Below are 21,605 nucleotides of genomic sequence, written 5' to 3'. Positions count from 1 at the left end.
CTCCCCCGTTTATTCAGTCGATAGCGTCATAAATCGCCGACTGAATATCCGCCCATTTCTTCGTGTTATCGTCAGGCGCAGCCTCATATCGCAGTTGCGCCTGTTCCATTTCATAACGCTGACGTCTCACAACGGGTTCCGATGTACAAAACGCCTGCAGGTAGTTCTTACGCAGCGATGTCAGCTTCGTGCCGGAAGCCATCTCATGCCCCATGTTTTCGATAAACCGGCGGCATGGACGGTTTTCTTCCATCTGTAGCCGATAACGCAGCAACATCTCCAGCACATCCGTGTAATCGTTCGCCATCGCCTGCTCGGTCCACGACAGTTTCCAGCTCATGCCCGTACGTAGAAACAGCGACACGACGCGGGTATCGTTGCGGTCGATTGCGGAACGGAAGTTGCTCTCATCGCGGGGGATCCCCATTTTGGTCAACTCTTCTTTGGGCGTCGCTTTTTCCTTATCCTGAGAGATAGGCACCGTAATCCGCCCCTGCCCTGACACCGGTACCGATACTGATGAGTCGCTGAACAACCAGAATGCTCCCGCCACGATGACCAGCACCGCAACGCCGACTGCGCCCCACAGTGCTTTGGAAAGCATCTGTTCACGCTCCTCGCGGGTACGCGCGGCACGTTTTTCCGGCCTTTCAATTCCATCGCGAATTTGCATAGCATCACCTCCCGCCGCCCGATCTTTCTTGCGCGCCTGTTCCCAGAATGTATCTAAATCCTCTTCCGCCTCTCGCAGCAAGTTTGCGGGATTAACCTGTATGCGCCCGTCTTCCCATGCCCGCTGCACTGGCCCGGCAATCTGCGGGTAATAGTTCTCCAGTAGCATCAACTGGTTCGAGGTTAACGGTTGCCCCGCGACGACAGCGCTGCGTATTTGCCGAATATCGTCCAGAAAGGTTTGCAGTGTTTTGCGCGGCTCAAGAAACAGACTCAATACCGGTGAATCGTTAAAAAGCCGGGCATAATGCTGACTAAATTCTTTTTTATCAATTAATAACAGCGCCAGTTCGCTAAATAACATGCCGCTGAGTACGTCGTTGCGATCGCCGATTTTCAACCAGCGTCGAACACAATCGGCGCCAAATCGCGTTTTCAGGTGATTGCTAAGCCGCAACGCATCCGGCCAGGCATTCGTCACCAGCGATTTGAGCATCAACTCCAGCGCGCGTAACTGTTTTAACCCCTGCTGCTGCCCCTGGCTATCCGCATTGAGGGTTGTCGCATAAGTTAGCAACGGCTGCTTCGCCCGCAGATGTTCCAGCGTGCGCACGAAACGCAGTGCGACAATGAGTTGGTTCTCCGTAACGTTCTGCCCTTTTTCATAATATGGCACCAGTTGTTGCAAATGGCGTAGCTGTAAGGTGAATTGGGTTAATTCCGCATCATTAAGCCTTAACCGTTTTGCGACAGCGCCCCATCCGCCAAGGCTCAAACGTGCGATATCGAGTTGTTCAAGAAACCAGCGAGGATCCTTCCCTTCGTCAAAATGCACATTAAGCAGCATTAATATTTCTTTCGATGCCTGACGAATAATTCCTGTGCATTGCTCGAATTGTTCCCCCAGGTTCTGCGAGGATGTATGGGCCATTCTTTTCCTTTAAGTACAACCGGTGAAATAATTAACTGGAAAAAAAGAAACGTTAATTTTTCTTTATTTATGGATAGTTAAAACATAGACCAGTTAATGATTATTATCAGTGATTGCGGTTTTAACACGAAAAAAACAATGGGGCTATTCTTATGCCGATACTGGTCACTCCCCGGCTCATTTGCACGCCGATAACACCGCAAGACTGGCCTTTTTTCCTCGCATTGCAGCAGGATCAGCAGGTCATGCGTTATGTTGCCGAAGACCGTCCGCAGGAAGCCATCCGCGAAGCATTTGAATCCCGCCTGCCCGCCTGGTCGCCCGGTTGTGAGCACTGGTTATGTCTTGTGGTGCGCGACAGCACCACGCAAACCCCGCTTGGGGTGACGGGCTACCGCCATCACGAAGCAGACTGCGCCGAAGTCGGGTTTCTCTTTGCCCCCCAGGCGCAGGGAAAAGGTTACGGGCTGGAGTCATTACAGGCGGTTTGCCGCTATGCCTTCACCGAAGGGGGCATTCGTCGCCTTGTCGCGACCGTAACGGCAGGAAACGACGCCTCTAAACGTTTACTGGAAAAAGCAGGATTTGTGCAGGAAGGTGAACTACGCGAAGCCTTCTGGCTGGCGGGACGCTGGCATAACGACTGGCTGTTTGGTCTGCTGCACCATGAATACCGTGAAAGCAGATAATTCACCTGTCATCTTCCTCTCTCTGTGCCAGGCTTAGGCAGTGTTTTGGCAATAAAGAGGAGAGCATATGAAGAAGATTCTGCTGATAACAAGTTTTACAGCATTATTCTCCATGGCGGCATTCGCGCAGGATGCACCAGGTTTAAAGACGGACAAGGCGCCGCCGCCGCCGCATAAAATGGAAGATGGCTATCGCGGTATGGAAGATGCCCGTAGCATGACCATTAAACAGGCGAAAACCATGCATGACGGCGCTTCCGTTTCGCTCAAAGGGAACCTCGTGAAGAAAACGGGGGAGGATCTCTACCAGTTCCGCGACAAAACCGGGCAAATTGACGTGTATATCCCAATGGCCGTTTTCGATGGCAAAAATGTCTCCCCGGACGAACTGGTGGGCATTAGCGGGTCGTTAGACGCTAAACAGAAACCGGCCCGAATCAAAGTCACTCACTTTCAGAAGCAATAAGTCTCACCGCCCGGTGGCATAACGCCGCCGGGCAGCGGAGGATTCATAAGCCAGACGCAAGTTGACCCATAAATCACGCTAAACAATCTTCCTGCTACAGGAACATCCCGCCAGAGACTTCCACGCGTTGAGCATTCATCCACGCCAGATCGTCGCTCAGCAGAGCCGCCATCGCGCCGCCAATATCATCCGGCTTACCGACGCGCCCCAGCGCCGTTTGCCCGGCAATATGTTTATTAATTTGCGGGTTATCACGGACTTCACCACCGCGGAAATCGGTCTCAATCGCGCCAGGGGCAATGATATTGACGGAAATCCCGCGCGGGCCCAGCTCTTTGGCCTGATAGCGGGTCAACACTTCCATCGCCCCTTTCATCGCGCCATAGGTCGCGTATCCTGGCAGCGCAAAACGCGCCAGCCCGCTTGAGACATTGAGGATGCGTCCGCCATCTGCCAGCAATGGCAACAGGCGCTGTGTCAGGAAGAACGGCCCTTTAAAATGAATGTTCATTAATTCATCAAATTGCGCTTCACTGGCCTCAGCAAAGGGAACCGCGATGCCGACTCCGGCATTGTTTAATAAATAATCAAACGTATCCCGATTCCAGACGTTTTTTAGCTGATGCTGTACGTCCAGGGCGAAAGCCTCGAAGCTTGCGACATCGCCGACATTCAAGCGCAAAGCTACCGCTTTCACGCCTTTTCTCTCAATTTCTGCCACAACTTCATCAGCCGCCTGCTGATTGCTGTTGTAGGTCAGGATGACGGCGGTTCCGCGTTCTGCCAGCTTCAGCGCTGCGTTTTTCCCCAGTCCACGGCTGCCGCCCGTTACTAATGCGATACGTTGTGTCATAAGAAACCTCGTTTTGTTTGGTATTGACTGTGGAAAAAGCTTATTAGCTGGTGGTAAAACAATAAAGACACTGAATTACGCTTCACTGTTTCATTTACAACAACAATGGATGCGTTCGATGGATAAAATTTATGCAATGCAATTGTTCATCCGCGTGGCAGAACTGGAGAGTTTTTCCCGCGCGGCAGATTCATTAGGCCTCCCTAAAGGCAGCGTATCGCGGCAGGTCCAGGCGCTGGAAAATCACCTTGGTACACAGTTGCTGCATCGCACAACGCGACGGGTGCAGCTCACCCAGGATGGGATGGTCTATTACGAGCGGGCGAAAGATTTGCTCGCCAATATGGACGAACTTGACGGGCTTTTTCTGCACGATCCGTCGAGCATCAGCGGACGGTTGCGAGTTGATATGCCCGTGGCCGTGGCGAAAAACCTGGTGATTCCACGGCTACCGGCGTTTTTGCAGCAATATCCCGGTATTGAACTGGAACTCAGCAGCAGCGACCGGCTGGTGGATATTATTCGCGAGGGGTTTGACTGCGTGGTGCGCGTCGGCACGCTGAAAGATTCCGGCCTGATTGCCCGCCCGCTGGGTAAGCTTTCCATTATCAATTGCGCCAGCCCCGACTACCTGGCGCGTTTCGGCTACCCGGAAAGTCTGGACGATCTCTCTTCGCATGCGGTTGTGCATTACGCCCTCAACCTCGGCGCACGTCCGCAAGGCTTTGAAGTCTGCCTCGATAAGCAGACCACGTGGGTGAAAACCGGCGGCATTTTGACAGTCAACAGTACCGAGACCTATCACGCCGCCTGCCTCGCAGGGCTTGGCATTATCCAGGTGCCGCGCGTCGGTGTGCGGGAAGCGCTGCGCGCAGGAAAGCTGGTGGAGATCCTGCCGCAATATCGTGCAGAACCTATGCCGGTATCACTTATTTATCCCCATCGGCGTAATCTGTCGCGTCGCGTGCATCTGTTTATGGAATGGCTGGCCGCAGTGATGAAAGATTACGTTGGTTAGACGCAGTCTATAATTTTATTCACTGAGAGTTAAAAAGAAGGAAAATTGCCCTGATGACGCCGGAAAATAGCGAAAAACGTCCGACCCAGGATCTGGATTACGAGCCAGTCAGAAAAATGGATACATCGGGAACATCAACGAAAGACACCCCTCCCAACACTGATAACAACAAAGCGTCCTCACCGCTGGAAACGGTCACCCAGGTGGCGAAAAAAGTGCAGCGCCGTCCAATGATTGCGCACCTGATCCGCGCCACTGAACGCTTCAATGATCGTATGGGAAACCAGTTTGGCGCGGCCATCACCTATTTCTCATTTTTGTCGATGATCCCCATCCTGATGGTCTCCTTTGCCGCTGCCGGGTTTGTGCTGGCCTCACACCCCACGCTATTGCAGGACATTTTCACTAAGATCCTGACCAACGTTAGCGACCCGACGCTGGCGACAACCCTGAAAAGCACCATCAATACCGCCGTACAGCAGCGTACCACGGTGGGGATTGTCGGACTGGCGATTGCGCTCTACTCCGGCGTTAACTGGATGGGCAACCTGCGCGAGGCGATACGCGCCCAGTCGCGGGATGTCTGGGAGCGTAACCCACAGGACCAGGAAAAAATCTGGGTGAAGTACTTCCGTGATTTTATTTCGCTGATTGGTCTGCTGGTGGCGCTGATTGTTACGCTTTCCATCACCTCGATTGCCGGTTCGGCGCAGCAGATGATTATCTCCGCCCTCTATCTTGATAATATTGAGTGGCTGAAACCTGCATGGCGACTGATTGGTCTGGCGATCTCTATATTCGCCAACTACCTGCTTTTCTTCTGGATTTTCTGGCGGTTACCGCGCCACCGTCCACGGAAAAAGGCGTTGATTCGCGGTACGTTTATTGCGGCGATCGGCTTTGAGGTAATCAAAATTGTGATGACCTACATGCTACCCTCGCTGGTTCAATCTCCTTCTGGCGCCGCCTTTGGTTCTGTACTGGGCTTGATGGCGTTCTTCTACTTCTTTGCCCGGCTGACGCTGTTTTGCGCCGCATGGATTGCCACTGCGCACTACAAAGACGACCCACGGATGCCAGGCAAAACACACCGCTAACTCCATAATTGGGCTGAATATTTCAGCCCAATTCATCATTTCAGCATTAATATCCAAGTCGTAACTTTTATTTAACCTAAAACCAGTTTTAAATTCTATTATTGAAATTATGTGAAGCATTTCATAGAAGCGAAATCGCAGGTCTGAAAATTATCCGCTTTTTGCCTGGTTTTTGTACGTTTGCGCCCTTTGTTACAGATTGAAATGTCGCTTTTGCTGTGGCTAATATGGTCGTTCGTTCGCCAAAAAATAAGAAAATTTTATGCAAGCCACAGCCACAACCTTAGACAACGAGCAGGAAATCACGCCGGTAAACTCACGCAGTAAAGTCGTTATCGCTTCACTGATTGGCACCGCTATCGAGTTCTTCGATTTCTATATCTATGCCACTGCGGCGGTTATCGTTTTCCCGCATATCTTCTTCCCGCAGGGTGACCCGACCGCCGCAACATTGCAGTCGCTCGCCACCTTTGCGATTGCTTTCGTCGCGCGTCCCATTGGTTCCGCCGTGTTTGGTCACTTCGGCGACCGCGTAGGGCGTAAAGTCACCCTGGTGGCGTCGTTGCTGACGATGGGGATCTCCACCGTATTAATTGGCCTGCTGCCAGGCTATGAAACCATCGGCGTGATGGCTCCGCTGCTGCTGGCGCTGGCACGTTTTGGCCAGGGTCTGGGGCTGGGTGGTGAATGGGGCGGCGCGGCGCTTCTGGCGACCGAAAACGCACCGCCACGCAAACGCGCGTTGTATGGCTCTTTCCCACAACTGGGCGCGCCGATTGGTTTCTTCTTTGCGAACGGCACCTTCCTGCTGCTCTCCTGGTTACTGACCGACGAGCAGTTTATGAGCTGGGGCTGGCGCGTACCCTTTATCTTCTCCGCCGTGCTGGTGTTGATTGGCCTGTATGTTCGCGTGTCGCTGCATGAAACGCCGGTATTTGCGAAAATCGCCGCCGCGAAAAAACAGGTGAAAATCCCGCTGGGCACCCTGCTGACCAAACATGTCCGTGTGACCGTGCTGGGCACCTTCATCATGTTGGCCACCTACACGCTGTTTTACATCATGACCGTCTATTCCATGACGTTCAGCACCTCGCCTGGCGGGCTGGGTATGCCGCGAAACGAAGTGCTGTGGATGCTGATGATGGCGGTCATTGGTTTTGGTGTGATGGTGCCGGTTGCCGGGCTGCTGGCCGATAAATATGGCCGTCGCAAAAGCATGATCGCCATTACAACACTGATCATTCTGTTTGCGCTGTTCGTCTTCCCGCCGCTGTTAGGCTCCGGCAACCCGGCGCTGGTAATGGCTTACCTGCTGATCGGTCTGAGCCTGATGGGGCTGACTTTTGGCCCGATGGGTGCGCTGCTGCCGGAGCTGTTCCCGACCGAAGTACGCTACACCGGTGCATCGTTCTCGTATAACGTGTCCTCGATTCTGGGGGCGTCCGTTGCGCCTTATATCGCCACCTGGCTGCAGGCGAACTACGGTTTGATGTATGTGGGGATTTATCTGGCGGCGATGGCAGCCCTGACGCTGACCGCGCTGTTGTTGACTCACGAGACTAAACACCAGTCGCTGTAATGGTCATTACGTCTTTCCCGGATGCGGCGTCAACGCCTTATCCGGGCTACCGCCCCGTCATCTGATGCTCACTCGATCGGTCCCCTCTCCCTTTAAGGGAGAGGGTTAGGGTGAGGGGCAACCACCGCACCAATCTTTTACTTTTTCATCTGTGCCAGAATCGCCCGGCACTGGTTGGCTTCACCTTCCGATGGCGAAATCAATGCCAGCAGTGCAGCCGCAGGTGTCACCAGCGTTGCCAACGCTGCCGCCACAGCACCACGGGCAATCAGCGGCCCGGGTTTTACCCCCGCCTGCGGATTTTTAAATGTTCCGCGCACATATAAAGGTGAACGCAGCGTAACGATACGCACCCCTTTACTTTCCGGGTTAATAGTCAGGTCCAGTTGCTCCGAGGCGAAACTCGCCGTACCCGTCACATTCACCAGCGCGTTTTCGGTATCAAAAGCGAAGATTTGCGGACGCGCCACGCCATTAACCAGATCGAGATTCGCCGCCGCGCAGTTCACCCGCACCTCATCGTCGCCAAAGATCTTGCCGATAACGTAGTTACCCACATTCAGCCCGGCAATCTCCATCAGGTTACGGCTGATAAGCCCGTCATTCATCAACAGCTTAAGGTTACCGTTGCTGGTGCCCAGCAGCGCCGCTACGGAGTTGCCTGTCCCCCGGAAATCCGCATCGCCATTCATCTCACCGAGGGTTTTCTGCATCAGCTCGACATTTGGCATCAGTTGTTTCAGTTTTAACCGTCGCGCCTGGATTTCCGCGCGCCCCTGCATCGGCTTTTTATCCCCTTCAAGGCGAATATTGGATGAGATCGTCCCGCCCGCTAAGCCGAATTTCAACGGCTGCAGTTTCAGATCCGCATTCTGTAAAATGATATGGGTTGTAAGGTCGCTTATCGGTAATGTGCTGCCATGCTCAATGCGCTTCCCTTTAAAACGCACATCGGCATCCATCGTGTTCCATTTATCGGTTTCAAAGCGATCGTAAGGCAACACCTTCCCGGCAGGCTGGATATTTTTTTCACCCTTCTTCTGCTCTGCCTGTTTCGCTTTATCTCCCCCTTTACCGGAGTCCACGCCGATCAAAGGGCCAAGGTCGGCCAGACGAAGCTGACGAGACTCCAGATCGCCTTCCAGTTTCGGACGTGGTTTGCCGGTGGTATAGGTGAGTGAGCCATGTATGTCGCTTTCGCCGATACGCCCGTTAAAATCGCGATAATCATAGACGCTGCTTTTTTCGCTATCTATCTTCGCCACCAGATGACCATCCGTTTCAAACGGCGGGGTATCCGGCAGCAGCACGCCTGTCAGTTCGTAGAGATCCCCCAGGGTATCGCCAGCGAATTTCAACTGGAGGTCGACGCCGCCCATTTTCATCGGGTCGTTAACCTTGCCGACAAAGGCCACACGGGTGTTGCCGGAACGGAAATCTGCCTGCACCGGGAAAGGCGTGTCTTCGCTGCGTAGCGCCAGCATGCCACCGATTTTCCCCGTGCCTGTCAGCGGTTGGCCGTTATAACGCCCCTGGGCTTTCAGCCCGAAAACGTAATCTGCCACGCGCGTTTTATCTTTACTGTCGCCCGTGACTTCATTGAAAGGGAGCGGTTTGCCTAACGGATCGACGAGGATCTCGATATCCGCTTTGCTCACCTTGTCGTTAACAGCGATACGCCCTTGATCGAAGAGAATATTATCCAGGCGGAACGACCAGCCAGAAGGTTGCGCATTGGGATCGTTGTTTTCTGCACTGGCGAGCTTAAAGGTCCAGTTGTTGTTCTTTTCAGACAGGCGGATCAGGCGCGCATCCGGCTTTTGCAGTTTGATCCACGGCAGATAAACGGTTTTCGTTAATAGCGCCAGCGGTGCGAGAGTGGCTTCGACGCGCGGCAGGTGCACCATGGTGACGTCGGGGATCTCAGGTGGGTTACCGAGGACAATATCGTCGGCATGAATGTGCGGCCAGGGTATCCAGCTACGCCAGCCCGTCTCCTCTTTTTGTCGCTCCCACACCACGCCCAAATCACCGCGAATCGCAAAGGGGCGATTAAGTTCGGTAGAGACTTTCTGATTAATGGTCGGTTTGAGGCGGTTCCAGTCAAAGGTGGCAATGATAATGATGGCCACCACAATCAATAAAACCAGTGTTCCAGTGACAGCAATAATCGCTTTGCTTGTTTTTGTCATGCGGGCACCCTTTCTTTATTGCCTTGCCTGTCATAAAGATAGCCGAGGCTGGCAGAAAGGGGTGCCCTGCGATCAGAGTTCCAGCAGCACGTTTTCCAGCGTATTCAGTGGAACCGGGCGCGAAAGGAAGTAGCCTTGTGCGGCAAAAGCCGGAGAATTCTGAACGTCACGCCACTCGTCGAGGGTTTCAACACCTTCAACAATCACGCCCTGGCAGTAGCGATTCATCAACTGAATGAGCAGCGCGAACAGGTTGCGTCCTTCGGGCGTCTTGCGCAGCATAATAAACAGGTCGCGCGACACTTTAATGTAGTCATAATGCATTTCGCTGAGCGCCGAGAAGTTGGCCATTCCGGTACCAAAATCATCCAGCCACAGCGGTCCCATTTCACTGATCGTGGCGAACGTGGAGTCTTGCGGCAGGCGGATATGTTCCACCAGTTCAAAACGGATCCACGGCACGGTATCGATGAGGGCTTTTAATGCTTTATTCGAGCGCATGGCTATCAGCGTGGGCCCATCGACATTTACGGATGCCAGCACGCCGTGCTGCTCGAAAAAGTCTTTCTGTTTGGCCAGCAGAGCGATCTGTTCGTGTACCACGTCGACACGATGGCGCACCGCGACCTCGGAAAAGTAGCGGTCCGGTGGGATGCGCTGATCGGGCTGGCTCGGATGCGTCACAATGGTCAGCACCTCAACCGCCATCAGGCGACCATCGGTTTTGTAAATTGGCTGATAAGTATAAGCACGCTCACACTGCAGCCAAAAACGACGTTCCTGTAGGCTTTCTATGCTCGCCTCGGAGTAGTTCAGCCGCTGGATAACCTGCTTTAACTTCATTTCTTCTTCCTGTTGAAAATGAGTAGCCCCGGAGCTCTCGTCATTGGGTTATCGGCCCCTGAGGTGAGAACTTTACCTTCATGACCCACACAAAATGAAAAAGCACTTTGCGGAATCAACAGAGAATACGTTCTGTGTCAAAAAAATAATGGAACGTCGTTTTAATATAGTTGACCACGAAACGCGCACAACGCACACTACCGTTAATTCATCTGATTCAGGTTCCGGACTATGTCAAAGAAAATTGCCGTCATCGGCGAATGCATGATTGAACTGTCACAAAAAGGCGCGGAAGTGAATCGCGGTTTCGGTGGCGACACACTCAATACGTCGGTTTATATCGCCCGTCAGGTAGACGCTGCGGCGTTATCCGTGCATTACGTTACTGCGCTGGGTACCGACAGTTTCAGCCAACAGATGCTGGAATCCTGGCAGGCAGAAAACGTCGATACCACCCTGACTCAGCGCATGGAAAATCGACTGCCCGGCCTGTATTACATCGAGACCGATAACACCGGCGAGCGCACCTTTTACTACTGGCGTAACGAAGCCGCGGCAAAATTCTGGCTGGAAAGCGAGCAGTCTGCCGCCATTTGTGAAGAGCTGGCGACCTTTGATTATTTGTATCTCAGCGGTATCAGCCTGGCGATTTTAAGCCCGGCAAGCCGTACTAAGCTGCTGTCACTGCTGCAGGAATGTCGCGCAAACGGCGGCCAGGTGATTTTCGATAACAACTACCGCCCGCGTTTGTGGGCCAGCAAAGAAGAGACCCGTCAGGTCTATCAGCAGATGCTCGCCAGTACTGACATCGCGTTCCTGACGCTCGATGACGAAGATCTGCTGTGGGGCGCACAGCCGGTGGAAGACGTTATCGCACGCACTCAGCAGGCAGGCGTAAAAGAAGTGGTGATTAAACGCGGTGCGGATTCCTGCCTGGTCGCAATCCAGGGGGAAGCCCTGAAAGAAGTGCCAGCGGTGAAATTGCCAAAAGAGAAAGTGGTGGATACTACCGCAGCGGGTGATTCATTCAGCGCCGGGTATCTGGCCGTGCGCCTGACCGGTGGCGATGCCGAAGCGGCTGCCAGACGCGGCCACTTAACGGCCAGCACGGTGATTCAATACCGTGGCGCGATCATTCCGCGCGACGCCATGCCGAACTAAGGATTTTCCCTGCCTCCTGTCCGGGGCAGGTCTTTTTCCCCTCACCCTAACCCACAGGGAGAGGGGACTATTTCGTGCGGCCTGAACGTTTGGTAGCCCGGATCAGGCGTTTACGCCGCCATCCGGGAACACCCACAACGCTTACTGCTGCGGCGGAATATCCGACACATCCTGATGGGCATCATCCACGTTGGCTGGCGCGGCATTCTGCTCACCAGAAGACATCAGCTCTTCCCAGCTCGCCTGCAGATCCTTCATGTTGTACTCCGGCTCGCCTTTCGGCTGCAGCAATACCAACGCCATATCCTGCGAAAGCTGCTGACGTAAATCCTGATTCAGCATTTCTTTCGTCAGGCTACTCAGGAAGTTCTGGCGCAATTTTTGGTACTGCTCGGGCGCGATATCCACCACCTGGTTTTGCAGCGAACGCATCCGCTGGCTAATCAGGATGTCGGTATCCGTGCGGGCATAAGTGGCAAACAGCTTCTGAAGCTCAAGATTTTTTTGCGCCACCAGCGCATCAAACTCTTCTTGCGGCAGGCCGCGATCGCGCACTTTCGCCAGCTCGCGGGCCACGATATCCAGATTGCTGTTGAGCCTATCGTTTGGCGAGTCAAGATTGATGGCACACTGCGCACGCTGGAACAACACCCGACAGTCGAAGCTCAGACCAATGTCTTTCACGTTGGTCTTCGCCAGATACTGCTGCACGTGCCAGAACAGCGCCTCGCGGGCTAAATCAGCACGCCAGTAGCGTTGCAAGGCCGCAGATTCACGAATCGGCTGCCAGGCGGTATCCCACATGATGGAAAGACGATCCTGACGCACAGAATCCGTCATGATACTGACTGGCTGACGCGGTAGTGGCGATAAGGTTGGCACCGGGGCCGGTGTTTCGCGCTTGCCTTTCAGATCGCCAAACGCTTTGTTAATCTGCTCGGCAACCGCGCGGCTATCAACGTTACCCACCACAATCAGCGTCATCGCGTCCGGGGTGTACCATTTCTGATGGAAGGCCTGGAGCTTTTTCGCATCCAGCGGTTGTTTGAGCGTTTCAGCCGGATCATGGCCGAGCAATGACGACCCTTTCAGGCGATAGCGCCACCAGTTGTCTTTGGTGTTACCCGGCCAGGTCGCCACCATATCTTCGCTCGCCAGCGCATGGTTAATCGTTTCTGGCGTAATGGTGAGGCGCCCGGTGCTGTCTGACAGCCAGACCAGCGCTTCTTTGAGCAAATCGTTGCGGTTATTCGGCAGGCTCAGATTGAACATCGTGTATTCATACGAGACCAGCGCGGGAGGTAACGGACGCTTCGGGTCGATACCCTGCTGCCACAGTGAACGTACCTGCGCGGGTTGCAGGCTACCGCTTTGGGTCAGCGCAATACGTGGAAGAAAATGGCTAAAGCCGCTCTGTTGCGTACTCTCGGTGAGCGAACCGGTATTAATAGACAGACGTACTTCGATGCGATCGCTGGGGCGTTGTGGTGTGGCCAGGACTTGCCATTGCAAACCATTTGCCAGTGTCCCCTGTTGCCAGGCCGGGTCGGGCTGGAGCGCATCTGCCTGCACATAACCGACAGCCGCCATCATGAGCAAACCGCCTGTTAACAATCGAATTTTTGTGCCCTGCATGAGAACCCCTGATCAACGTTCCTGGTTAAAAAGTCAGCCCCGACATGTCTGGAGGCTAAAGATACTTTAACACTTCGCTGTTAGACCTCACGAATTGCAAAATGTCACACAGCGAAGTGAAAAATCCCGGGCAATTCGTTCTGAATTGTGACGGGCCAGGGGGTAATTATGCGCAGGCACCCGTAGCCCGACAAGGACTACGGGGCTAAGTAGCGAAATTAAGAGGAAATTTCGCCGGTTTTGCTGCTTGATGCACGATTATTCAGCGTATCCGTTAGCTTTTTCTGATCGAGCTCTTTTACCCATTTCGCCACGACCACGGTCGCCACGCCATTACCAACCAGGTTGGTGAGCGCACGCGCTTCTGACATAAAACGGTCGATACCCAAAATCAGCGCCAGCCCTGCTACCGGTAAATGGCCCACCGCGGAAATGGTCGCCGCCAGTACGATAAAGCCGCTCCCGGTCACCCCCGCCGCGCCTTTTGACGAGAGCAACAGGACCACCAGCAAGGTTATCTGATGGAAAATATCCATATGGCTGTTGGTGGCCTGGGCGATAAACACGGCCGCCATCGTCAGGTAAATAGAGGTTCCGTCGAGGTTAAACGAGTAGCCGGTAGGGATAACCAGCCCCACGACGGACTTACGACAGCCGAGGCGTTCCATCTTCTCAAGCATACGCGGCAGCGCAGACTCGGACGAAGAGGTTCCCAGCACGATCAGCAGTTCTTCGCGGATATACCGGATAAATTTGAAAATGTGAAAGCCCGTTGCGCGGGCAATCGAACCCAGCACCACCACCACGAACAGAATACAGGTGATATAGAAGCAGATGATGAGCTGCCCCAACTGGATCAGCGTGCCAACACCGTACTTACCGATGGTAAAGGCCATCGCGCCAAACGCACCTATTGGTGCAAGACGCATAATAAAGTTGATGATGCCGAAAATGACCTGCGAGAAACTTTCAATCACGTTGAAAATAAGCTGGCCCTTGTTGCCCAGACGGTGCAGCGCAAAACCAAACAGCACGGCAAACAGCAGCACCTGCAAAATGTTGCCGCTGGCAAACGCGCCAATCACACTGCCCGGGATAACGTCCATGAGGAAGGCGACGATACCCTGCTCTTTGGCCTGTTCTGCATACACCGCAACCGCTTTAGCATCCAGCGTTGAGGGGTCAACATTCATCCCCGCACCGGGCTGCACAACGTTGACGATAATCAGGCCGATAATCAGTGCCAGCGTACTGACCACTTCAAAGTAGAGCAACGCCACCGCACCCGTGCGGCCTACCGCCTTCATGCTTTCCATACCGGCGATACCTGTCACTACCGTACAGAAGATGACAGGGGCGATGATCATTTTAATCAGCTTAACGAAGGCATCACCAAGCGGTTTCATTTGAGCGCCCAGTTCCGGGTAGAAATGGCCGAGCAAAATACCGATAGCGATTGCCGTCAGTACCTGGAAATACAGACTTTTAAACAGAGAGGTTTTCATAGGGTGTCCTTGAGGTATAAAACCACAGGCTTTTTAGGGATTTCTCGCGCCTGCGGGTTAAAAATAACACCCAGAAAACATGACAGAAATATACTCACATCAAATTTGAAACAATGATGTTAAAAAATTAGAGCTGACTCGTACAAGCCAGCAACATTTCAACCCTTTTCAGCATTGTCTGACGGCGAAAAATAACGCGCTTCAAATGATTCCGGCGTCATGGCGCGATCGAACAAAAATCCCTGCACGATTTCCACACCCGCTTTTTGCAGCCATTCGCGCTGCGCTTCGGTTTCAACTCCTTCGGCGATAATGCTTAAATCCAGGCTTCGGGCCATGTGGATAATCGACGCCACCATGCTGCTGTCGTCAGGCAAGCCTTCAACAAAAATTTTGTCGATTTTAAGTACATCTACCGGCAGTGACTTCATATGGTGTAATTGACGTAACCCGGCATACCCCATGCCGAAATCGTCCAGCGCAATACGCACCCCCGCATTACGCAGCGGGCGCAGAATAGTCACCGCCGCCTGTGGGTCATCAATGCGACGGCTCTCAGTCACTTCAAGAATCAAGGTGTTGGGTTTAATTCGATAGCGATTGAGCAGTTCCAGCATGTCCGGCACCATATCGTGGTGCATCAGTTGCAACGCCGAGAGGTTCACCGACAGCGGCATCATCAGCCCGCGCTCTTGCCAGGCAGACAACAGACGGCACGACTCTTCCAGCACCCAATAACCCACGGTGACCATTAGCCCGCACGACTCGATACGTTCGATTAACCCTTCCGGCAGCTCCCAACTGCCATCCGGTTGCTCCATACGCAGCAATGTCTCGGCGCTCACCACCGCATTCGTGGCGAGGTCCACCTGCGGCTGAAGCCAGATGGCAAACTTGCGATTTTCAAGCGCGGTCAGGATATTGCTCTCTTCCGTCAGCCGTTTTTGCGCCTCTTCCATCTCTTTTGGATCGAAGAATTGAATCTGATTTTTCCCTTTGCGTCGCGATGTAAACGCCGCTGAAGCCGCACGTCGATAAAGTTGTTCCGCGCTCTGGTCGCCATGGAACATCGCCACACCGATGCTGGCACTCGGGCGCAACTGAATGCCGTGAATGGGCACGCGTTCATTAATAACAGTGAGTACTTGCTGACCTAATGTTATGGCGTGCCATGGCTCTTTCACCCCATGGGCGATAATGGCGAAGTCATAGGCACTGACCTGGGCGAGCACCATCCGCGGTGAAATGACAGATTTCAGCTTCTCCACCAGCGTCAACAGCAGCATCTCGCGCTGTGACTCTTTCAGCACACCCGCCGTATCCTGCAACGTTTCACAGGCGATAAACATCAGCGCGGTGGTCTTCTGCCGTGCCACCACCTGATCCAGCAGCGCCATCAGGAAAGCTTTGTTTGGCAGTTCCGATACCGGGAAGAGGGTCGACTGGGTGTTCAGCTCATCATGCTGACGCAGCAGGTTTTGTTGATTACGGTTATAGCTGCGAACCAGACTGCCAATCTCATCATCCTGATGGTGGCGCGGCAACGCCAGTTGGTGCCCGACCTGGTCCTGCTGCGGTACATCGCTCAGTTCGCGGGCGATTTTGCGCAGCGGATGGACGATCAATCGGTTAATACACCAGGTGATCGCCACCGTCATAATCAACGTCAAAAGTAAGTAAGCAGTTACCAACGTTGAAAGGGTGCTCATCACGAATTTATAGACGCGATAAGAGTCCGCTTCGAGCACCAGATAGGCAATCGGCTGTGGATTAGCGGGGCGCTGCAGGGAGTAAATGGGCAATGAAATCTGGATAGGGAGTTCAAACACCCGCGCGATCATCATAGGCACCGGGCGCTCGGGAATAAATCGCAGGCGCAACGCCTGAAACTGGTTTGGCAGCACCACATCCGCGCGGATAACCACCCCGGCAGGCTTAATTTGCTTAAGTACCGATTCCGCTTCTGGGAAATCGGCCTTTAATATGGCTTCGGACAGCGGTTCACGTACCGAACGGGCAATACTTTCCAGTTGCGTAGCCGTGTTGTAGCGATTCTGCTGCACAAAATGAAACAGCAAAATGACGCAAAAAATGAAAATAAACACCATCGCCACGGAAAAAACCGCAGTCATCTGTTTAATCGTTAAAGAACGGCTGACACGCAAAATCACTCTCCAGAGATACACAAGCGCAGGGCAATAAAATACAACTCCGCCGCCAGAGTATACCCTATCGTGACAGTTTGAGATAAAGGGGCGTCAAGATTGCCTCAGAGACAACGCAATGAGGGAAAAGCGTCAGCAATACAAGGAATAATAAGCACAAATTTCATGTGGCGGGCCATATCGCCCGCCACGCTTCCCCCAGGAATTATCCTCATTATTACCAGTCAGCGTATGGCGTCAGCGTCTGCGGCGGCATGTCCATATCGCCCTGCCACCCTGCGGCGGAATAACGGATAAAGAGCATTCCCTGGCTTGGCGTGTAATCTTTCGCCTGCTGAATATTCACGCCAAGGCCAACGGACCAGTTCGCGTTTATACGTCGTTCAACCAACGCCTGGGCGGTATAACCCACGCCGCTCGATGAACTCCCTTCCTCCAGCGCGGTGCTGGCGTCGGTACGATAATCCGCCGGGATCAAATTCAGTAACGGATAGCTTCGTTCCGTTTTCTTACGCGAATGTGACCAGGAGGCAGACCCACCCAACTCCCAGGACCAGTTCTCCGTACGTTGGCGCCAGGTGACGGGCACCGAAAATGACAAATATTCTTGCGGGCTATAATAGCCCCCTTGTCCCAGGGTGTAGTGGCTCAGGTCTTTGTCGTAGTGCCAAATCATATTATTAAGGCCAATGGTCAGACGGCGGTTATTCTCATTGATAAGCTTGTAGTAATACCCCGCCATCCAGCGCACTCGCCAGTTGTCAGCCACATTTTTCCCGGTCAACTGATCGGCGCCTAAAGAGGCCCAGACGCCGTGCGCCTCGCCACGGTCATAGCTCATGCTGGCGGTGGCGCCGTTCGCCCGCACGCCGCCCCATGTAGTACCAGGATGATCGCCATTGCCGTTATCTTTCTGCCCGCCAAACGCCAGTAAGGAGCTGGAGATCGGGCGACGGTGCACATTCAGCGTGTAGCCAATCGCCCCGATATCATTGCTGTAGCTCAGGCCACCGACGATATCCACCACGTTAAAACCAATCGGCGTGGTGCCAATATCCATATCCCAGGTCTTATTACGCCAGCCTACCGCAACGCTCACGCCGTTAGCCGTCTGGGTGCGGTCGCCACCCTCACAGGCCACTTCATTACAGGTACCCCAGTGCGGCGAATATGTCCCGTCATCTTTAAGCGAGAACTTTCCGGCATCCATATTCACCATATCGGTACGAAAGAACATCCTGCCGTCAGCCAGCGGCGCATCGGCCTGCAGCATCGTGGTGTGGGCTTTTAAATCTGAGTAGCCGCCCGTACCGCTCGATCCCCAGTAGTTATGCTCCAGCGTGACATTCACATCCTGCTGACGATAAAGTTCTGCGGCATCGTTGCGCACGCCACGTTTCAGCCAGTCATCTTTCTCGTTGTTACGGGTTTTATAGGTAAATTCGTCATTGCTGGCGGGACGGGTTGCCGCCACGCCCGATGCAACCATCGCGTCTTTATAGGTTTCCAGCGCCGCCTGCGGTTGCCCCTCCTGCACCTGGAAACGCGCCGCATCACGCAGCACCAGCGCGCTTTCCATCGAAGGCGGTAGCCCCTTCGCCTGCGGCACAATCTCGCTGAAAGTCTGACGGGCGGCATGATTATCACCCACCGCCGCCTGCACCATTGCCACCCGGCGTTGGGTATTGATCGTCCGTGGCGCAGTCGGGGTGGTGGCCGGTAATTTGGCCAGCATTTCACGCGAAGCCATGCGGTTGCCGTCGGCGGCATAAATTTCTGCCAGCCCCAGTACCGCATCTTCATTGGTCGGCTCGCGATTCAACACGCGCTGATAGGTCGATATCGCCGTGGGAGTATCGCCCCGCTGTTGCGCCCAGTCGGCGAGCGTCAAATCAATACGCGTCGACGCAGGCTGCTGTTGAAGAAAAGCGATTGCCTCTGGCTCATGGCCCGCATCGCGCAACTGATTAGCCCGCGCCAGGCGTTGATTGGCTTCCAGCCTGTCGGAGAGTTCCTGAATATTGCTGTTCCACTTGTCGCGCGCCAGCGTGTTGAGGTGCGCCAGCGCCGCGCTCTCCTGGTTATTGCCGGAAAGATAGAGGCCGTAAGCGTAAACCTGCTCAGGATCAGCCGGTTTATTGCGCGCCAGCGCGCGCATCTGCGCGTCGGCTTCAATCTGTTGACCGGCGGAGCGCAAATCACTGGCCAGACGGTAGGTCACCCAGACGCTATCCGGGTCCAGCGCCAGACGGCGCTTTTGCAATACGGCGGCCTGCGCCCAGTTGCCCTGATTTTCCAGCCGCTCCGCCTCCTGCGCGAGTCGGTCATTGGTCAGGCTGCGTTCAATATCGTTAATGCTGCGCCGCTGGCTGGCGCTCAGTGACTGAATAAAGGCATCGGCTTTTTCCGGCGACTGCGCGCGGTAAATATTCGCCAGACCACGTACCGCGTTGCTGTTGCCGCTATCCATACGCAGTGCCTGGTAATAGAAACGCTCTGCGGCGGCGGTATCCTTGCGGGCCATTGCCGCATCGCCCAGCCCCAACACCGCGTAGCTGTCGGTATTATCAATCGCACGCGCCTGCTGGTAGAGGCGTTCCGCCTGGGCCGGATTTTTCGCCGCCAGTTGCGCATCGCCTTGTTTAATCAACAACCAGTAACGGTTCACCTTGAGCAGGCTGTCCCATTTGCCGCGATTATCGCTATTGGGATCGAGGGCGATGGCCCGCTCAAACTGCGCCACCGCCCGGGCACGATCGCCCTTCTGGGAATAGGCCTGCCCCAGCGCCCCGACGGCTTCGCTGTCCTGATGATTTTTGCTTACGGCATCCTGCAATGCGCCAATCGCCGTGCCGCCCTTGCCCGCTTCCACGGCCGCCAGCCCGCTGGCACGCTCCCGAAATGCCGGGTCAGCCAACTGTTTCTGTTGTGCATCAAGCTGCTGGCGCGCCGTCACAACCGTATCCCCTTCACTGAACACGCTCAGGAAACGCTGGAGAGCCGCCACGCTTTTTTCGCTGACGGCCATGCCCTGAATCTGCTGATACCAGAGATTGGCTGCGGCATCGCGCCCGGTGTTGTTTTTCGCCATTTGCTCAAGAACGGCATAGCCTTCTTCGTTGCGCCCGTCGGCGATTAACAGCCGTGCCAGCGTACTTTGCAAATCGGCATTTCCCGGATTGCTGGCATTAAGGGCTTTCAACTGAGTAATGGCTTCGTTGTGTCGCGCCGGGACTTTCGCCACCTGAACCCAGTATTCCGCCGCCAGATCGCCTGCTGGCGCACTGCCGTTAAACATCTTTTCGTAGGCGGCAACGGCCTCCTGCGGATGCCCCGTGGCGGCCTGTAAACGCGCTTCCTGCAAGGCCTGTCGTCCTTCGGGTGTCGACAGCGCCATCGTGATACGCGACGCTTTGGTCGCGCTGGCGTTTGGTGCGAGAGCGTTCAGCCGCGCCATTTGCTTTTGCGCACCGGCACTATCACCCTGACGCAGCAGATAGCGCAGACGCGCGGCAATCACATCCGGGTCGTCGGGGGCCATTAATTCAAGGCGATATAACGACTGGCGTACCAAATCTTCACGTTTGGTGGTTTCGCCCAGGCGTACCTGTTCAAGCAGTTGTTGTTGCGCGCCCGGTGCCGCCTGCGCGAAAGGCATCACTGAGAAGCCGAGCGTGAAAGACAATAAACTTAATGTGAGCTTGCGCATTGCTGGCCCCAGTCAGGTTGTAACTCACCGCGAGGGGTGAAGCGGAAACGATGCTCGTCCCAACCTTGTCCGAAAAGGGTCAGAACATAACTGTAATACGCGTCTTTGCCGGGGAAGCGATCCGCCACCCGCTGACGCTGCGCCGCCTGAGCATCACGATCCTGTAAAAACGGCAGGAGTGCCGCCGAGAAACCCACAGGGCCATTACCCTGTACCTTGCCAGTCGCCACGTTGACTCTTTCTGGCGGCACACCCTGTTTCGCCGTCATGGTTTCCATGGGCTTGAGGCGCGCCAGCATACGCGCCTTTTGCGGGTCGCTGTCATGCATCATGCCTACCCATGCATACACGCGAATCGCATCGTAACCACCGATAACCGGCTTATCGGCGGTAAGCTGCCAGCCCTTATTTTTCTGATAACTCACCCAGTCAGGGGAGAACCCTTTCGGCGCGCTTTCCATAATTAACCGCAGGTTAGTCTCCCGTAGCGTCGTCCAGGGCGCGCCATAACGGGTAAAGTACTGGGCCAGTTGGGGCGGCAGATAGCCAGGGTTGAAGCGCCAGGTATCGTTATCAGCAAACCCGATCTTGCCGGGAAGCAGCATGGAGCCAAGGCCGGGCACCGTGGTCACCTCTTCTTTGGCAATGCGTGAGAGCAGCGCTTTTCCGATCCCGGTATAGTCCGGCATGTTCCACAGCCTTCCGGCTTCCAGCAGAGACCAGGCAATCCAGATATCCGCATCCGACGCGGAGTTGGTATCCAGTACCGTCCATTCGGTTTCGTTTTTCCGCCCCCACAGCCATGCGGGAAGCCGCGCGCTTAAATCCCCTTCCGCCAGGTTATTTTGCGTCCAGCTCAGCACCGTTTTAAAGGCATCGCGATCGTTTGCCGCAAGGGCAAAGAACAGGGCATAGCTTTGCCCTTCGGAGGTAGTTATCTGGCGGGCATCACTTGGGTCGATGACGCGTCCGCCATCGCTAATATAGTCCTGTTTAAAGCGCTCCCATGCGGGCCAGTTACAGGCGGCGCTTACCTGCGCCGCCGCCAGCATAAGCGCCGCCATGACTATCCAGCGTAGCGCTTTCATCA

At 54.5% G+C, this 21,605-nt stretch carries 15 protein-coding genes; 6 read left to right on the top strand and 9 right to left on the bottom strand.

What is annotated here, in order from left to right; genetic code table 11:
- Nucleotides 1-13: 13 nt before the first annotated feature.
- A complete protein-coding gene (locus ACS0RQ_RS01215) occupies nucleotides 14-1,603 on the bottom strand; it encodes an STY4199 family HEPN domain-containing protein (protein ID WP_271849346.1) in 1,590 nt (529 codons plus the stop codon).
- A gap of 152 nt (nucleotides 1,604-1,755) precedes the next feature.
- On the opposite strand from ACS0RQ_RS01215, the gene ACS0RQ_RS01210 reads away from it, so the two are divergent.
- Both ACS0RQ_RS01210 and ACS0RQ_RS01205 read left to right on the top strand, forming a co-directional pair.
- The gene (locus tag ACS0RQ_RS01210; RefSeq protein ID WP_271849347.1) at nucleotides 1,756-2,292 is read left to right on the top strand and encodes a GNAT family N-acetyltransferase; all 537 of its coding nucleotides are present in this window, start codon (nucleotides 1,756-1,758) and stop codon (nucleotides 2,290-2,292) included.
- Nucleotides 2,293-2,359: 67 nt separating this feature from the next.
- On the top strand, nucleotides 2,360-2,758 hold the full coding sequence (locus tag ACS0RQ_RS01205; protein ID WP_039080232.1) for a YdeI family stress tolerance OB fold protein: 399 nt from the start codon (nucleotides 2,360-2,362) through the stop codon (nucleotides 2,756-2,758).
- Nucleotides 2,759-2,852: 94 nt separating this feature from the next.
- Here ACS0RQ_RS01205 and ACS0RQ_RS01200 read toward each other — a convergent pair whose 3' ends face one another.
- A complete protein-coding gene (locus ACS0RQ_RS01200) occupies nucleotides 2,853-3,611 on the bottom strand; it encodes an SDR family NAD(P)-dependent oxidoreductase (RefSeq protein ID WP_271849348.1) in 759 nt (252 codons plus the stop codon).
- 118 nt (nucleotides 3,612-3,729) lie between these two features.
- Between ACS0RQ_RS01200 and ACS0RQ_RS01195 the strand changes: the two genes are divergently transcribed.
- From ACS0RQ_RS01195 to ACS0RQ_RS01185, 3 genes are all read left to right on the top strand, one after another.
- A complete protein-coding gene (locus tag ACS0RQ_RS01195; protein ID WP_271849349.1) occupies nucleotides 3,730-4,629 on the top strand; it encodes a LysR family transcriptional regulator in 900 nt (299 codons plus the stop codon).
- A gap of 53 nt (nucleotides 4,630-4,682) precedes the next feature.
- Nucleotides 4,683-5,726, top strand: coding sequence for an inner membrane protein YhjD (yhjD, locus tag ACS0RQ_RS01190; protein WP_271849350.1), 1,044 nt, complete (start codon nucleotides 4,683-4,685; stop codon nucleotides 5,724-5,726).
- A 262-nt stretch (nucleotides 5,727-5,988) separates the two neighbouring features.
- Nucleotides 5,989-7,305: an MFS transporter gene (locus tag ACS0RQ_RS01185; protein ID WP_271849351.1), complete on the top strand. Its 1,317-nt coding sequence runs from the start codon at nucleotides 5,989-5,991 to the stop codon at nucleotides 7,303-7,305.
- Between the two features lie 137 nt (nucleotides 7,306-7,442).
- Here ACS0RQ_RS01185 and ACS0RQ_RS01180 read toward each other — a convergent pair whose 3' ends face one another.
- A complete protein-coding gene (locus ACS0RQ_RS01180; RefSeq protein WP_271849352.1) occupies nucleotides 7,443-9,497 on the bottom strand; it encodes an AsmA family protein in 2,055 nt (684 codons plus the stop codon).
- A gap of 72 nt (nucleotides 9,498-9,569) precedes the next feature.
- Complete coding sequence (gene pdeH, locus ACS0RQ_RS01175; protein WP_039080226.1) at nucleotides 9,570-10,340, bottom strand: cyclic-guanylate-specific phosphodiesterase; 771 nt, start codon at nucleotides 10,338-10,340, stop codon at nucleotides 9,570-9,572.
- A gap of 231 nt (nucleotides 10,341-10,571) precedes the next feature.
- Here pdeH and kdgK point away from each other — a divergent pair, with 231 nt between their 5' ends.
- Nucleotides 10,572-11,501 (top strand): 2-dehydro-3-deoxygluconokinase, encoded by a 930-nt coding sequence (gene kdgK / locus ACS0RQ_RS01170; protein ID WP_271849353.1) that lies wholly within the window; start codon nucleotides 10,572-10,574, stop codon nucleotides 11,499-11,501.
- Nucleotides 11,502-11,642: 141 nt separating this feature from the next.
- Here the strand turns inward: kdgK and ACS0RQ_RS01165 are convergent, their stop codons facing one another.
- The 5 genes from ACS0RQ_RS01165 to bcsZ all read right to left on the bottom strand — a co-directional run bounded on the left by ACS0RQ_RS01165 (nucleotide 11,643) and on the right by bcsZ (nucleotide 21,603).
- The gene (locus ACS0RQ_RS01165) at nucleotides 11,643-13,136 is read right to left on the bottom strand and encodes a M16 family metallopeptidase (protein WP_271849354.1); all 1,494 of its coding nucleotides are present in this window, start codon (nucleotides 13,134-13,136) and stop codon (nucleotides 11,643-11,645) included.
- A 218-nt stretch (nucleotides 13,137-13,354) separates the two neighbouring features.
- Nucleotides 13,355-14,641, bottom strand: a complete 1,287-nt coding sequence (locus tag ACS0RQ_RS01160; RefSeq protein WP_334634000.1) for a dicarboxylate/amino acid:cation symporter — start codon at nucleotides 14,639-14,641, stop codon at nucleotides 13,355-13,357.
- 158 nt (nucleotides 14,642-14,799) lie between these two features.
- Nucleotides 14,800-16,806 carry a biofilm formation regulator HmsP gene (hmsP, locus tag ACS0RQ_RS01155; protein ID WP_271849355.1) on the bottom strand — a complete coding sequence of 669 codons (2,007 nt, stop codon included), beginning with the start codon at nucleotides 16,804-16,806 and terminating at the stop codon, nucleotides 14,800-14,802.
- A 217-nt stretch (nucleotides 16,807-17,023) separates the two neighbouring features.
- A complete protein-coding gene (bcsC, locus tag ACS0RQ_RS01150; protein WP_271849356.1) occupies nucleotides 17,024-20,515 on the bottom strand; it encodes a cellulose synthase complex outer membrane protein BcsC in 3,492 nt (1,163 codons plus the stop codon).
- On the bottom strand, nucleotides 20,497-21,603 hold the full coding sequence (gene bcsZ / locus ACS0RQ_RS01145) for a cellulose synthase complex periplasmic endoglucanase BcsZ (RefSeq protein ID WP_271849386.1): 1,107 nt from the start codon (nucleotides 21,601-21,603) through the stop codon (nucleotides 20,497-20,499). Before bcsZ ends, bcsC begins: the two co-directional genes overlap by 19 nt.
- Nucleotides 21,604-21,605: the final 2 nt, after the last annotated feature.

Source organism: Phytobacter diazotrophicus, assembly GCF_052061655.1.
In the GTDB taxonomy this organism is placed as follows: domain Bacteria; phylum Pseudomonadota; class Gammaproteobacteria; order Enterobacterales; family Enterobacteriaceae; genus Phytobacter; species Phytobacter diazotrophicus.
The sequence above is the reverse complement of the archived record's forward strand: the minus strand, read 5'-3'. Positions and strand labels throughout refer to the sequence as shown.

Coding starts and splice junctions, on each gene's coding strand:
- ACS0RQ_RS01215 (WP_271849346.1), bottom strand. CDS start 1,603: ATGGCCCATACATCCTCGCAGAACCTGGGGGAACAATTCGAGCAATGC.
- ACS0RQ_RS01210 (WP_271849347.1), top strand. CDS start 1,756: ATGCCGATACTGGTCACTCCCCGGCTCATTTGCACGCCGATAACACCG.
- ACS0RQ_RS01205 (WP_039080232.1), top strand. CDS start 2,360: ATGAAGAAGATTCTGCTGATAACAAGTTTTACAGCATTATTCTCCATG.
- ACS0RQ_RS01200 (WP_271849348.1), bottom strand. CDS start 3,611: ATGACACAACGTATCGCATTAGTAACGGGCGGCAGCCGTGGACTGGGG.
- ACS0RQ_RS01195 (WP_271849349.1), top strand. CDS start 3,730: ATGGATAAAATTTATGCAATGCAATTGTTCATCCGCGTGGCAGAACTG.
- yhjD (WP_271849350.1), top strand. CDS start 4,683: ATGACGCCGGAAAATAGCGAAAAACGTCCGACCCAGGATCTGGATTAC.
- ACS0RQ_RS01185 (WP_271849351.1), top strand. CDS start 5,989: ATGCAAGCCACAGCCACAACCTTAGACAACGAGCAGGAAATCACGCCG.
- ACS0RQ_RS01180 (WP_271849352.1), bottom strand. CDS start 9,497: ATGACAAAAACAAGCAAAGCGATTATTGCTGTCACTGGAACACTGGTT.
- pdeH (WP_039080226.1), bottom strand. CDS start 10,340: ATGAAGTTAAAGCAGGTTATCCAGCGGCTGAACTACTCCGAGGCGAGC.
- kdgK (WP_271849353.1), top strand. CDS start 10,572: ATGTCAAAGAAAATTGCCGTCATCGGCGAATGCATGATTGAACTGTCA.
- ACS0RQ_RS01165 (WP_271849354.1), bottom strand. CDS start 13,136: ATGCAGGGCACAAAAATTCGATTGTTAACAGGCGGTTTGCTCATGATG.
- ACS0RQ_RS01160 (WP_334634000.1), bottom strand. CDS start 14,641: ATGAAAACCTCTCTGTTTAAAAGTCTGTATTTCCAGGTACTGACGGCA.
- bcsC (WP_271849356.1), bottom strand. CDS start 20,515: ATGCGCAAGCTCACATTAAGTTTATTGTCTTTCACGCTCGGCTTCTCA.
- bcsZ (WP_271849386.1), bottom strand. CDS start 21,603: ATGAAAGCGCTACGCTGGATAGTCATGGCGGCGCTTATGCTGGCGGCG.